Annotated in this window: 13 protein-coding genes; 12 read left to right on the top strand and 1 reads right to left on the bottom strand. The window is 61.0% G+C overall.

What is annotated here, in order from left to right; all coding sequences use genetic code 11:
• Positions 1 to 129: 129 nt before the first annotated feature.
• Positions 130 to 1,059 (bottom strand): DMT family transporter, encoded by a 930-nt coding sequence (locus AB4N82_RS21215; protein WP_095184419.1) that lies wholly within the window; start codon positions 1,057 to 1,059, stop codon positions 130 to 132.
• 93 nt (positions 1,060 to 1,152) lie between these two features.
• Here AB4N82_RS21215 and AB4N82_RS21220 point away from each other — a divergent pair, with 93 nt between their 5' ends.
• The 12 genes from AB4N82_RS21220 (at position 1,153) to AB4N82_RS21275 (ending at position 12,578) form a co-directional block, all read left to right on the top strand.
• Positions 1,153 to 1,716, top strand: a complete 564-nt coding sequence (locus AB4N82_RS21220; protein WP_122765487.1) for a helix-turn-helix domain-containing protein — start codon at positions 1,153 to 1,155, stop codon at positions 1,714 to 1,716.
• A gap of 141 nt (positions 1,717 to 1,857) precedes the next feature.
• On the top strand, positions 1,858 to 2,214 hold the full coding sequence (locus AB4N82_RS21225; RefSeq protein WP_122765486.1) for a hypothetical protein: 357 nt from the start codon (positions 1,858 to 1,860) through the stop codon (positions 2,212 to 2,214).
• 174 nt (positions 2,215 to 2,388) lie between these two features.
• Positions 2,389 to 3,585 (top strand): SfnB family sulfur acquisition oxidoreductase, encoded by a 1,197-nt coding sequence (locus AB4N82_RS21230; RefSeq protein ID WP_032889769.1) that lies wholly within the window; start codon positions 2,389 to 2,391, stop codon positions 3,583 to 3,585.
• A gap of 12 nt (positions 3,586 to 3,597) precedes the next feature.
• Positions 3,598 to 3,924, top strand: coding sequence for an acyl-CoA dehydrogenase (locus AB4N82_RS21235; RefSeq protein WP_032889767.1), 327 nt, complete (start codon positions 3,598 to 3,600; stop codon positions 3,922 to 3,924).
• A complete protein-coding gene (locus AB4N82_RS21240; protein ID WP_032889765.1) occupies positions 3,924 to 5,357 on the top strand; it encodes an LLM class flavin-dependent oxidoreductase in 1,434 nt (477 codons plus the stop codon). The genes AB4N82_RS21235 and AB4N82_RS21240 overlap by 1 nt, the downstream gene beginning before the upstream one ends.
• A 126-nt stretch (positions 5,358 to 5,483) precedes the next feature.
• A complete protein-coding gene (locus AB4N82_RS21245; RefSeq protein ID WP_122753653.1) occupies positions 5,484 to 6,332 on the top strand; it encodes an acyl-CoA synthetase family protein in 849 nt (282 codons plus the stop codon).
• On the top strand, positions 6,329 to 7,099 hold the full coding sequence (locus AB4N82_RS21250; protein WP_122765485.1) for an ABC transporter ATP-binding protein: 771 nt from the start codon (positions 6,329 to 6,331) through the stop codon (positions 7,097 to 7,099). The genes AB4N82_RS21245 and AB4N82_RS21250 overlap by 4 nt, the downstream gene beginning before the upstream one ends.
• Positions 7,099 to 7,980 carry a branched-chain amino acid ABC transporter permease gene (locus AB4N82_RS21255; protein WP_032889760.1) on the top strand — a complete coding sequence of 294 codons (882 nt, stop codon included), beginning with the start codon at positions 7,099 to 7,101 and terminating at the stop codon, positions 7,978 to 7,980. Before AB4N82_RS21250 ends, AB4N82_RS21255 begins: the two co-directional genes overlap by 1 nt.
• Positions 7,981 to 7,984: 4 nt before the next feature.
• On the top strand, positions 7,985 to 9,040 hold the full coding sequence (locus AB4N82_RS21260; protein ID WP_122765484.1) for a branched-chain amino acid ABC transporter permease: 1,056 nt from the start codon (positions 7,985 to 7,987) through the stop codon (positions 9,038 to 9,040).
• A gap of 19 nt (positions 9,041 to 9,059) precedes the next feature.
• Positions 9,060 to 10,400, top strand: coding sequence for an ABC transporter substrate-binding protein (locus AB4N82_RS21265; protein ID WP_460102895.1), 1,341 nt, complete (start codon positions 9,060 to 9,062; stop codon positions 10,398 to 10,400).
• Positions 10,401 to 10,403: 3 nt separating this feature from the next.
• Positions 10,404 to 11,171: an ABC transporter ATP-binding protein gene (locus AB4N82_RS21270; protein ID WP_122765482.1), complete on the top strand. Its 768-nt coding sequence runs from the start codon at positions 10,404 to 10,406 to the stop codon at positions 11,169 to 11,171.
• A gap of 12 nt (positions 11,172 to 11,183) precedes the next feature.
• A complete protein-coding gene (locus AB4N82_RS21275) occupies positions 11,184 to 12,578 on the top strand; it encodes an FAD/NAD(P)-binding protein (protein ID WP_122765481.1) in 1,395 nt (464 codons plus the stop codon).
• Positions 12,579 to 13,521: the final 943 nt, after the last annotated feature.

Here is a 13,521-nt window from a genome sequence, read left to right on the forward strand (position 1 = left end):
AAGATGTGGCAGGATCCTACAAGGTAGGCTGAAACTTCCCATTTGGCATTGTTTCATTAGGCTGGAATTACCCCTGTGGCGAGGGCGTATGCTCTTGCCGGGCTGCGAGGCAACTCCAAAACACGAACCTCAATTCTGACGCTCTTGCTCCAGCTCTTCAGCCAACGCGAGCGCTTTCTGCCCCTTCGTCTTTAATTCGCTGACAATCACTGCCACCACGATCAACACCGCCCCCAGCATCGCAATCGGCGGGAACCGCTCGCCGGCAATCCGCCCCACCACACCGGCCCACACCGGCTCGCCGGCGTAGATCAACGTGGCTCGTGTCGGTGAAACGCTCTGTTGCGCCCAGTTCATCGCGACTTGGATTACCGCGCTGGTCAAGCCCAAGCCCACGGCGCTGAACAGCAGCAACCACGAAAACCCCGGCAGCGCCTCGCCCATCGGCACCACCATCAAAAACGATAGGAGTGAGGCTGTGGCCAATTGCACCACCGTCACCCGGCGCACATCCACCTGACCGGCAAATGCGCTGATCAAGATGATTTCCGCCGCAATCGCAATGGCACCGATCAAGGTCGCGATTTCACCTGGGCTGAAATTCAGCGAAGCCCCCGCAGGCCCGGTCAACAGCATCAACCCGGCAAACGCGAGCATGATGCCGATGCTCGGCATTAACCCAGGGCGACGGCCGAGTACCAGCCATTGCAACAACGGCACGAACGGCACGTAGAGCGCGGTGATAAACGCCGACTGGCTGCTCAGGATCGTCTGTAGGCCGATGGTCTGCAAGCCGTAGCCAAACATGATCGCCACACCGATAAACACCCCGGCCTTCAATTCAAACAAGGTCAGGTCGCGCAGCGTGCGCAACGAGAAGAAACCCACCACGATGGCCGCAGCCGCAAAGCGCAGACCCACGAAAAACATCGGACCGCTCACCGTCATAGCGTGCTGCACCAATAAAAAGGTGCCGCCCCAGATCATGGTGATAAACACCAGAATGCATTCGGCTTTGCTGAAGCGGTTGAAACGCGAAGGGGTTTTGGTGGTGGTCATGGCGGCTCGGTCTTGCACAGGGAAAGGTACGGACCGCACAATGCGCCGCACGCTGGGCAGTATACTGCGCACACCCACCTATTGAGCAATATAGTGCACAAAGAAAATCCACAACGGGCTTCGGTCCTGCAGCACGTCAGCCAAAACGTTCGTCGCCTGCGCCACGCCGCCGACCTGAGCCAGACCGCGCTCTCGGAAAAGTCCGGGGTCAGCCGGCGCATGCTGGTGGCCATTGAAGCAGGCGAGAAAAACGTCAGTTTGTCCACTTTGGACCGCGTGGCCGAAGCATTGGACGTAGCCTTCAGCGACCTAATCCAGGCTCCGGACGTACGCGATCACAGCCGCATCAACGAACTGGCCTGGGCCGGTGAAATTGCCGGGAGCAAGGCGGTATTGCTGGCCAAGGCCACCGCGCGGCGCGAGGTTGAATTGTGGGAGTGGCGCCTCGAACCCGGTGACCGCTATTGCCCGGACCCCGACCTGGAAGGCTGGAGCGAGCAGCTGTTTGTGTTCGATGGCAGCTTGACGCTGGTCGTGGGCGATCAGGAAAACACCATCGGCGCCGGCGAATTCTTCATGTTCGCCAGCCACCAGCCCCACGCCTATCGCAACGATGGCGAGGTCGCCGTGCGCTTTGTGCGCAACGTGGTGATTTAGCGGCCTTGTCTACAAGGATGCTGATGAGCACCTGTCAAGTTTCACAGCTTGTTTGTCTCATGTGCCGGGCATAGGTTTATGGCATCACTGCCCGGAAGTGGTTGGTTGGCCGTGATTTAATCAATCACTGGAGGATGGACCATGAAAGACGAACAAACCCCCGTGCTGGTGAACCCTGCACCATCCCTGGAGCCATCACAGGGCGGTGTCGTCCAATATGCTGATGTGGAGGCTGAAGAGCTCAAATTGGTTATCCAACCGTTCGTTGGCATGAAAATAGGTCAAACAATCATTGGGAAGATTGAGGGGAATGGCACCAGTTACTTCAGGGTTGAAGTTAAATCGGTAGAAACCTTGGAAATTCCCGTGTGGACTGCAAAACCGGTTTTTTTCACGCCCCTCGTTTATGTCAGTTTTAACGTGGAAGGGCTTTCGCCGCCTTATAAATCGGACCTTGATAAGTACATTGTCGAAGGGGCTCCTCGCACCCCTGCATAGAGCGTGTTCCATACGTTACTGTTTGCAGGTGAACAGTGACTAGACAGTTTGCTGTATGACAGCGCTCCCGTTCTTTGCGAGCTTTTAATTTAACTCATTGTTTTTAAAGTTATTTTTCATGTGGCACGACTCCTGCTGTAGCTCCTGCATATCCCTGGAGCCTGGAGTCGGCCCATGTCAGCCCATCCTCAACACCCTGCCCATATCATCCGCTCGGACGCGGAGGCCATCGAGGTCGCCACGCGCCTGGCCGAACGCTTCGCCGTCGATGCCAGCGTGCGCGACCGCGACCGTCGCTTACCGGTAGACGAACTCGACGAGTTCTCCGCCAGCGGCCTGTGGGGCATCACTGTTCCCAAGGCCTACGGTGGCGCCGGTGTGTCTTATGTCACCGTGGCCGAAGTGATCAAATTGATCTCCGCCGCAGACCCGTCCTTGGGGCAAATCCCACAGAACCATCTGGGTGTCGTCGACATCCTCCTGCAAACCGCCACCGAGGAGCAGAAGCGCTATTACTTCGGCAAGGTGTTGGCGGGCTACCGCTTCGGCAATGCTTTCTCCGAGGCCAAGAGCAAAAACGCCGGCACCTTTGACACCCAAATCCGGTTTCACGGTGATACCGCGCAAATCAACGGTGAAAAGTTCTACTGCACTGGCGCACTGTTCGCCCATATCGTGCCCACGGTGGGCAATAACGAAAAGGGCCAGGCGTTCATTGGTTTTGTCGAGCGCAACGCGCCAGGCCTGACCGTGATCGACAACTGGGACGGCTTCGGCCAGCGCACCACCGCCAGCGGCGGCGTGACCCTCGACGGCGTGACTGTGCCCTTGAGCGCGGTGATTCCCGCCCACCTGGCGTTTGACCAACCAACGGCCGATGGGCCGATTTCGCAAATCATCCAGGCAGCGGTGGATACCGGCATTGCCCTCGGCGCCCTTGAACAGGCAAAAATTTTCGCGCGCCAGGCCCGTCCCTGGATCGACAGCCAGCAGGATCATGGCTGGCAGGACCCGTTCACCATCGCCGCCATCGGCGATCTGGAATGGCGCGTGCACGGCACCGAAGCGATCCTCGCCAAGGCCGGCATCGCGGTTGACCAAGCCTTGGCGCAACCGAACGAAGACACCGTGGCCAACGCCTCGCTGATCGTCGCACAAGCCAAGGTGCTGTCCGCTGAAACCGCCTTGCTCGCCAGCAGCAAACTCTTCGAACTGGCCGGCACCCGTTCGGTCACGGCCAAGCACAACCTCGACCGCTTCTGGCGCAACGCGCGCACCCACACCCTGCACGACCCGGCCCGCTGGAAATACCACCTGATCGGCAACTTCGTGCTCAACGGCGTGAAACCTGCGCGCCACGCCTGGAACTGAGGAACCTGACCCATGACTGCCTTGAATCTCGCGCGCCAACTGCTGGACAGCACCCGCCGCCATGTCGAAAAAAGCGCTGACCCCTATGTGATCAGCCGCTTCGGCGACTTGCAGATCCGTGTGGATGTGGCCGCTGCCTTGCTCGAACGCGCCGAAACCCACCCGAGCCCGGTGGCCGCCACCGAGGCGCAGATCGCCGCCGCCGAAGCCCTCATCGCCGCCAGTAACGCGGAATTTGAACTGACCGGGCAACGCACCGCGCTGCCGTCGACCCTGGATGATCCGTTGCGCAACAAATACCAGATTGTCGGCAACTACCACCTCAACGGAGTGCTGTGATGTCCCGTGAAATCCGCTTGAACGCTTTCGACATGAACTGCGTCGGCCATCAATCTCCCGGCCTGTGGGCGCACCCCCGTGACCGTTCGTGGCAGTACAAGGACCTGGAATACTGGACCGATCTGGCGAAAATTCTGGAGCGTGGCAAGTTCGACGGTCTGTTTATAGCCGACGTGCTGGGCATCTACGATGTGTACAACGGCAACGGTGATGCGGCGATTCGCCAGGCCACCCAAGTGCCGGTCAACGACCCGTTGTCGCTGATCGCGCCGATGGCGTTGGTCACCGAGCACCTGGGCTTTGGTCTCACCGCTTCGTTGTCGTTTGAGCATCCGTATCCATTCGCGCGTCGGCTGTCGACCCTGGACCATCTGACCAAGGGCCGTATCGGCTGGAATATCGTCACTTCCTACCTGGAAAGCGGCGCCAAGAACCTCGGCCAGAAAGCCCAGACCGAACACGACGCACGCTACGACTACGCCGAGGAATATCTGGAGGTTTGCTACAAGCTTTGGGAAGGCAGTTGGGAGGAGGGCGCGGTACTGCGCGACCGCGAGCGGCGGATTTTCAGTGATCCGAGCAAAATCCACGAGATCCGACACGTCGGCAAACACTTCCAGGTGCCCGGCATTCACCTGTGCGAGCCGTCGCCGCAGCGCACGCCTGTGCTGTACCAGGCCGGCGCGTCCAGCCGTGGCAAGCAGTTTGCCGCCGAGCAGGCCGAATGCGTGTTCGTCGCCGCGCCGTCCAAGGTGCTGCTGAAAAAAACCGTTGCCGACATCCGCCGTCGTGCGGCCGAGGCCGGGCGTGATCCGAAGAAAATCCTGATCTTCAATTTGCAGACGGTGATCGTCGACGAAACGGACGCCAAGGCTAAAGCCAAGTTTGACGACTACAAATCCTATGTGAGCTACGAAGGCGCGATGGCGCTGATCTCCGGCTGGACCGGCATCGACTTCAGCCAGTTCAAACCGGATGAGCCGCTCAAGCATGTGCACACCAACGCCATTCAATCGGCGGTGGAAGCCTTCTCCACGGCCGATCCGAATAAAGTCTGGACGCCGAATGAACTGGCGGACTGGGTCGGCATCGGTGGCTTCGGTCCGCTGTTTGTCGGCGGTCCGGAGACGGTGGCAGACCTGTTGCAGGAATGGGTCGAAGAGACCGACGTCGACGGCTTCAACCTGGCCTATGCGCTGACCCACGAAACCTTTATCGACGCTGTGGAATGGCTGGTGCCGGAGTTGCAGAAGCGTGGGGTGTACAAGACCGAATACGCCGAAGGCACGTTGCGCGAGAAGTTGTTTGGCGACGGTGCGCGACTGGGAGCCAACCACCCGGGCGCCAGCTATCGCGATCTTTCCAATGCACATAAATCCAATGTGGGAGGGGGCTTGCCGCGGATAGCGGTGGCTCAGTCAAAAGTGGTCTAACTGACCCACCGCCATCGGGAGCAAGTCGAATCGTCGCACCGCCCCTCCCACAGTTGTCCCGTGTCGATCCAAATAATCAAGCCAGCGGACCACCGCACGCACACCCTCCACTAGGAGCAAACACCTATGAGCGTGCTCGAACCCAAGGCCCTCCTGGAACACCTGCAACACTGGGCACAACTCACGCCGTTGCACATCGCCCTGCGCCACAAGCGCCAGGGCCAGTGGTATGCCTGGCGCTGGATTGACACCCTGCGCGACGTCGAGCGCCTGGCCGATGGTTTGCGCCAGCAAGGTTTAAGTGAACAGTCTCGCTTGGTGCTCAGCGGCGCCTTTGAGCCGAACCTGCTGTTGCTGGCGTTGGCGGCCCATTCCGTCGGCGCGCAAGTGCTGACGCTGGCCGATGACCTTGAGCCGCAGGCCCTGGAGCAACACCTGTGGCGTATGCATCCCAGCCACGCCTACGCTCAAGGTCGTCAGCGCGATTGGACGTTCACCCAGCGGTTGGATTTCGCCCAATTGCTCGGCCCGGTCGAGCCTGCGCAGCATTTGCAGCGCTGGTGGCAACCCTCCGGCGAAACCGCACTGTGGAGCGAGGAGGGCACCCATTGGCAAGGCGGTCTGGCGGTGCTGCTGGAGCAATGGCTGAGCAGCGGCCACGGCCTGGCCTTCCCGGAAAGCCTGGCCTCGGCGCAGCGCGATCGCAGTGAAGTGGCGCCCACCGGCTTGCTGCTGTCGCCGGAGCGTTTGCGGCACTTGGCCGATGAAATCGAAAGCCGCCTTGCACCCCGCGGCACCTGGCGCCGACGCCTGTGCGACTGGGCCATCGCCCATCCTCAAAGCGGACTGCGCCGTTTACTGAAGAACCGTGTACGCAAACTGCTGGGTTTTCAGCGCCTGGCCTCTATCTGGCAGCCTCTCAAATCCACTGCCGAGCCCGTGTGGCTGGCTGAACTCAAACGGGATATCGCATGAGCGACGCTATTCTTCAGGTGCGCGATATCTCGCTGTCATTCAAAGGGGTCAAGGCCATCAATGCCTTGTCTTTTGACGTGCAGCGCGGCGAGATCTGCGCGTTGATCGGCCCTAACGGCGCCGGTAAAAGTTCGTTGCTCAATGTGCTCAATGGCGTGTATCGCTTTGACGCCGGCGAGATCGTCTTCGAACAGCAACATTTCCACCGCATCGACCCCTTGGTCGCCGCGCGCCGAGGCATTGGCCGCACCTTCCAGAACAACGCGCTGTTCAAAAAAATGAGCGTGCTCGACAACCTTCTCACCGGCCTGTCGCGGCACATGCGCAGCAGCTTTATCGAGCAGGCCCTCGGCTTGCCACGCGCGCGCCGCGAGGCCGCTGCCTTTCGCCAGCGGGGCCAAGGCATTCTTGAGTTCCTTGAGCTGCAAGCACACCGCGATGTGCTGGTGGGCAACCTGTCCTACGGCCTGCAAAAGCGTGTGGAGTTGGGCCGTGCACTGATCGCCGGACCTAGCCTGTTGCTGCTCGACGAACCCATGGCCGGGATGAACGCAGAAGAGAAACAGGACATGGCGCGCTTCGTCGCTGACGTGAACCGCGACCTCGGCACCACCGTGGTGTTGATCGAACACGACATGGGCGTGGTGATGGGACTGTCCGACCACGTGGTGGTGCTTGACTACGGGCGCAAGGTCGGCGACGGCACGCCGGCGCAAGTACAGGCGAATCCCGAGGTGATCGCCGCCTACTTGGGAGCCGTACACTGATGACCTTCTTCTTCGAAACCCTGCTTGGCGGCCTGCTCGCCGGCACGATGTATTCACTCGTCGCCATCGGCTTCGTGCTGATTTACAAAGCCAGCGGTGTGTTCAATTTTGCTCAGGGCGCGATGCTGCTGTTTGCGGCGTTGACCTTTGTCAGCCTGCATGACCAGGGTGTGCCGTTTGCCCTCGCGTTGCTGCTGACGGTGATCGTGATGATCGTCGGCGCGTTGCTCATCGAGCGCCTGGTGCTGCGCCCGCTGGTGAACCGCTCTCAGATCACCCTGTTCATGGCCACCCTCGGCTTGTCATTCATTATCGAAGGCCTCGCCCAGGGCTTGATGGGCGCGCAAGTGCGCGCCCTGGACTTGGGCATCGACGACGTGCCGCTGTTTGTCGGTCCGCTGATGCTCAGCCAGTTCGACCTGATCGCCGCAGCGGCTGCCGTGGTGCTGGTGACGGTGCTCGCGCTGCTGTTCAACAAGACCCGCATCGGTGTGTCGTTGCGCGCAGTGGCGGATGACACCACAGCGGCGCTGTCCATCGGCATCAACCTCAACCGCATCTGGCAGATTGTCTGGGCGGTGGCCGGCATTGTCGGGCTGGTGGCCGGGCTGTTATGGGGCGCGCGCCAGGGGGTGCAGTTTTCGCTGTCGCTGGTGGTGCTCAAGGCGTTGCCGGTGTTGATCATCGGCGGCTTTACCTCGATTGGCGGCGCGATTGTCGGCGGGTTGATTGTCGGCGCGGCGGAAAACCTGGCTGAGGTGTATATCGGCCCGCTGATCGGCGGCGGCATCACGCCGTGGTTCGCCTACGTCTTGGCCCTGGCCTTCCTGTATATCCGTCCCGCCGGCCTGTTCGGCGAGCGCGCTATTGAGCGAGTCTGAAACCATGTCGATCCCTGTTGCTCAAGAAACCGCGCCGTTGTTGCTGGTCCCGCGACGTGTGCCCTGGGGCCTGCTCGGCCTGCTGGCGTTGGCGTTGGCGTTTATCGTGGTGCCGCTGTGGGGCAATGACTATTGGCTCAATGCGATCCTGATCCCGTTTCTGGTGCTGTCGCTGGCCGGGTTGGGCTTGAACCTGCTGACCGGCTACACCGGGCAAACCTCGGTGGGCGCGGCCGGCTTCATGGCGGTCGGCGCCTTCGCGACCTACGGATTTCTGCTGCGCTTGCCGGAGCTGGGATTGCCGCTGGCATTGCTGGGCGGCGGGATTATCAGCGCCTTGGTCGGCCTGTTGTTCGGGTTGCCCAGCTCGCGGATCAAAGGCTTCTACCTGATGGTCACCACATTGGCCGCGCAGTTTTTCCTGGAATGGCTGTTCGTCAAATTCCCGTGGTTCTACAACTACGGATCGTCCGGGACTATCTCGGCGCCGAAACTTGCACTGTTCGGCCATGACCTCAATACGCCGCTGGGCCGCTACTGGCTGACGCTGGTCACGGTGCTGCTGTTGACCTGGACCGCCGTCAACCTGGTGCGCAGCCAAGTGGGGCGCAACTGGATGGCGATCCGCGACATGGACACCGCCGCCGCCGTGGTCGGCATCCCGGTGGTGCGCTACAAGCGCCTGGCGTTTGCGGTCAGCTCGTTTTACCTCGGCATCGCCGGCGCGCTGTGGGCGTTTGCCTACCTGGGCACGGCCAGCGCCAGCAGCTTCGATATCAATCGCTCCTTCCAGATCCTGTTCATCATCATTATCGGTGGCATGGGCAGCATCGCCGGCAACTTCGTGGGGGCTGCGTTTATCAGCTTGCTGCCGATCTTTCTCAGCCACGCGGGGCAAGCGCTGTTCGGCGGCGCGGTGGACGCGGGGCAGTTGCAAAATCTGCAGAAAATCATTTTTGGCGTGTTGATCATCGTGTTCCTGATCAAGGAACCCGAGGGCTTGATTCGCCTGTTGCACAACCTTCGCGATCGGCTGCGTCAGTGGCCCCTACGTTTCTGACCTATAGAAGAGAGTTTCCATGCGTGCATCCTTAAAACGATCCCTGGTCAGTGCGGCCTTTGCGTTGGCGGCGTTGTCCGCTGCCGTACCCCAGGCGATGGCCTCGGCCGACCAGCAGTTCTTTCCTCTGGCGACTTACCGGGTGGGCGCCTACGCGTCCAGCGGCGTGCAGGTGTGGGCCGGGATGATCGACTACCTGCGCTATATCAACGAGGTCGAAGGCGGCATTAATGGCGTGAAACTGGTGTGGCAGGAATGCGAGACCGAGTGGACGGCAGAGAAGGGCATTGAGTGCTACGAGCGCTTCAAGAATGGCCTGGATGGCGCGCCGGTCGCGTTGTATCAGCCCAACGGCGCGCCGGCGGCGTATGCCTTGAGCGAGCGGGCCGAGGTGGACAAGATCCCGCTGATCACCCTCGGGTACGGTCGCACCGAAGCCACCGACGGCACGGTGTTCCCTTACAACTTCCCGGTGATGCTGACCTTCTACAGCGAAGCCTCGACCCTGGTGAACTACATTGCCGAGCGCGAAGGCGGCTTCGACAAACTCAAGGGCAAGAAGATCGCCACGGTCTACCACGACTCGGCCTATGGGCGCGAAACCCTCGGCCCGCTGAAATTGCTGGCCGAGAAATACGGCTTTGAAAATATCCAGATTCCGGTGGCGGACCCCGGCAATGAACAGTCCGCGCAATGGCGTCAGGTACGCCAGGCCAACCCGGACTGGGTGTTCCTGCGCACCTGGGGCGTGTCGACGCCGGTGGCGGTGAAGACCGCCGCGCGCTTCGGCTTCCCGGTTGACCATATCATCGGCGACATCTGGGCCAGTTCCAGCGAAGACGTATTGCCCGCTGGCGCTGCCGCCAAGGGCTACCTGGCGCTGACGCCATACCCGGCCGGCGCCGATTTTGAGATCCACAAACGCCTCAAGCAATACATCCTCGACAAGGGCCACAGCGACCTCAAGGACCTGAAAAACTTCGGCAGCGTGTACTACAACTCCGGCCTGGTGAACGCGGCCGTGGCCGTAGAGGCGATCCGCACCGGTCAGGCCAAGTTCGGCAAGCGTCCACTCAATGGTGAAGAAGGCCGCTGGGGCCTGGAACACCTGAATATCGACGACGCACGCCTCAAGGCCATGGGTTACCTGGGCCTGATGCAGAACCTCAAGCTGTCATGCCGCGACCATGAAGGCGGCGGTTCTGCGCGCGTGCAGCAATGGGACGGCGCCAACTGGACGCTGGTCAGCGAATGGATCGCTGCCGACCGTGCGCTGCTGCGCCCGTTGATCGATGAAAAGTCCGCCGCGTTCGCCAAGGAAAAAGGCCTCACGCCACGCACCTGCACCGGGGATAAATAAGCCATGAGTCAGCCAGCCACTGAAGCCGAAAGCGTATCACTGCTGACGGTCAATGACATTGAAGTGATCTACGACGGCGCAATCCTGGCGGTGGCCGGGGTCTCGCTGAGCGTGCCCAAGGGCGCCATTGTCGCTTTGCTCGGTGCCAATGGTGCCGGCAAGAGCACCACCCTCAAGGCCATCTCTGGTCTGGTGCGGGCCGAGCGCGCCGAGGTCAGCCGAGGTGTTATCGAGTACGCAGGCAAGGACCTGGCGGATGTCGACCCCAGCCAGCGCGTGCGCCAGGGCATGGTGCATGTGCTGGAGGGGCGCCATGTGTTCGGCCAACTGACGGTGGAAGACAACCTGCGCAGCGGCGGTTTTGTGCGACGCCTGAGCCGCAAGGAAATGGAGCACGACCTGGAGCGCATCTACGCCTGGTTCCCCCGGCTCAAGACCAAGCGCCACACCCGCGCCGGGCTCACCTCGGGCGGCGAGCAGCAGATGGTCGCCATCGGCCGTGCGTTGATGACTCGTCCTACTTTGGTACTGCTCGACGAGCCATCCATGGGTTTGGCGCCTATGATCGTGCAGGAGATTTTCGAGATCATCGCGCAGCTCAACCGCGAGCAGCAGGTGAGCTTCCTGATCGCCGAGCAGAACATCAACGTCGCGCTGACCTATGCGTCCCAGGGTTACGTGCTGGATACTGGGCGCGTGGCCTTGAGCGGCAGCGCCGCTGAATTGCTGGCGCGGGGTGACTTGCATGATATTTACCTGGGTAAACAGTAAGGGCGAACCTGCATGAGTGAATCCATCCGCAACGCTGATGTACTGATCGTCGGCGGCGGCCTGAGTGGGACGATGCTGGCCGTGCAACTGCTGCGTCTAGGTGGTCAGCGTCGGATCCTGGTGATCGAGCCGCGCGCCGAGCTTGGGCGTGGCGAGGCCTACAGCGCTGTGGAGTTGGGCCACACCCTGAACGGCAACGCGGCACGCATGAGTGTCGATCCGGACAATGCCGATGACCTGACTCAATGGCTCACTGACTACATCGGCGCTGGCGGCTGGCCGGAGTCGGACCAGCAGCACGTGCCCATCAGCGAACTGTTCCCGCCGCGCGGGATTTTTGGCCTGTATGCGCAGCAACGGTTGGCTGAGGCCAAGGTGTTGTCGGCTTCCACGGTGGAGCATGTCAGGGCGCAAGTGGTCGACCTGCAAGTGGACGCGGATTCAACCCTGCTGACCCTCGACAACGGCCAGCAACTGCGCGGTGCGTTTGCCGTACTGGCCACCGGCATGTTCCCGGCGGCACGCACGCCACAAACCGAATCCAGCGGCTTGAACGCCGCGGCGGTGGACCCGTGGGATGTGCAGGCCATGACCCAACTCGACCCGCAGTCTAGGGTGCTGATCATCGGTTCCGGGCTGACCATGGTCGACGCGGTGGTGTCCCTGGAACAGGCCGGGCATCGCGGACCTATCGAGGTTTTCTCACGCCACGGTTTGTTGCCCCATGTGCGCCGGCAACCGCCGGCTTGGGAGGATTTTGTTGCCGCTGACCACGGCCTTCGCAGCCCTCGGCAGTTGCTGCGCGAAGTGCGTCGGCAATGCCGGATCGCGCTGGAGCAGAGCATCGATTGGCAGTCGCCGCTGGACACCGTGCGCGCCCATATCGGCCGGTTGTGGAGCCAGGCCAGCGAGCGGGAGAAACGTCAGTTCGTGCGGCATGTGCGGCCCTGGTGGGAAAGCCATCACCACCGCTCGCCGCCATTGAGCGCAGAGTTGGTAGCGCGGCTGCATGAGGAAGGGCGCTTGCGGATTCAAGCGGCGTCTTTCAAAGGGCTGGAGCCTTCGGGCGAGGGCGTAACCATTCGCTTGCGTTATCGAGGCGAACAGGCGATCACCCAAGTGTCGGGGGCAGCGCTGATCAACTCCAGCGGCATCGAATACGATTGGCGCCGCGTGGCCCGGCCGTTGCCGCAGCAGTTGCTCAAACGCGGGTTGATCAGGCCTGGACCGTTGGCGTTGGGGATTGCGGCGGATGTGTCCGGCGCAGTGCTGGATGCCCAGGGGCAGGTCAGTGAACGCCTGTTTGCCATGGGCCCTCCATTGCGCGGGATGTGGTGGGAAAGCACGGCGGTGACGGATGTGGCGCTTCAGGCCAAGGCGCTGGCTTCGAGATTGGTGAAGGCCTGAATGGGGTAGGGCTTGCTTCAGATCTGCGGTTTTTTGGGGTACATATCCGTTATTTGAGTAACGGCGGCTAGTGGTTCCGTTCTTACAACGGGTCACTTTTGTAAAGGCCGGAATGCCGGCCATCGTGGTTGACGGGGTGATTTCAGATCAAAAGCAAGAGCGTGGCGGCCTGAGAGCCGACCGGGTTCTCAGGTCCAACTCCGCCCAAATGTGGGAGGGGGGGCTTGCTCCCGATGGCGGTGTGTCAGTCACAGCTGCATAAACTGACACACCGCCATCGGGAGCAAGCCCCCTCCCACAGTTTGATCTCCATAGATCAGATAGGCCTCACCTTGTCTTGGATCTGTTTTTGATTTGGCTCTTACATCCTTTTCGCAGACGAATTCAGCGGTCTTTTGATCTGCGCTTTTGATTGTGATCTTAGGCGCCCCGTCAAACACGCTGGCCGAACGCAGGCTTGAATCCGTGGGCACACCGAGCCTAGGCGGCTAGTGGTTCCGCTCTTACAACGGGTCACTTTTGTAAAGGCCGGAATGCCGACCATCGTGGTTGACGGGGCGATTTCAGATCAAAAGCAAGAGCGTGGCGGCCTGAGAACCGACCGGGTTCTCAGGTCAAACTCCGCCCAAATGTGGGAGGGGGCTTGCTCCCGATGGCGGTGTGTCAGTTTATGCAGCTGTGACTGACCCACCGCCATCGGGAGCGAGCCCCCTCCCACAGTTTGATCTCCATAGATCAGATAGGCCTCACCTTGTCTTGGATCTGCTTTTGATTTGGCTCTTACATCCTTTTCGCTGACGAATTCAGCGGTCTTTTGATCCGCGCTTTTTGATTGTGATCTTAGGCGCCCCGTCAAAAACGCTGGCCGCAAACCGAGCCTAGGCGAGGTGCCGAGTGTTGGGGCAAGAGCCTTTTGGTGACTTTTGGTTGAGCCGGCGTTCCG

The sequence above is a fragment of the Pseudomonas sp. H1_D04 genome, from assembly GCF_054683855.1.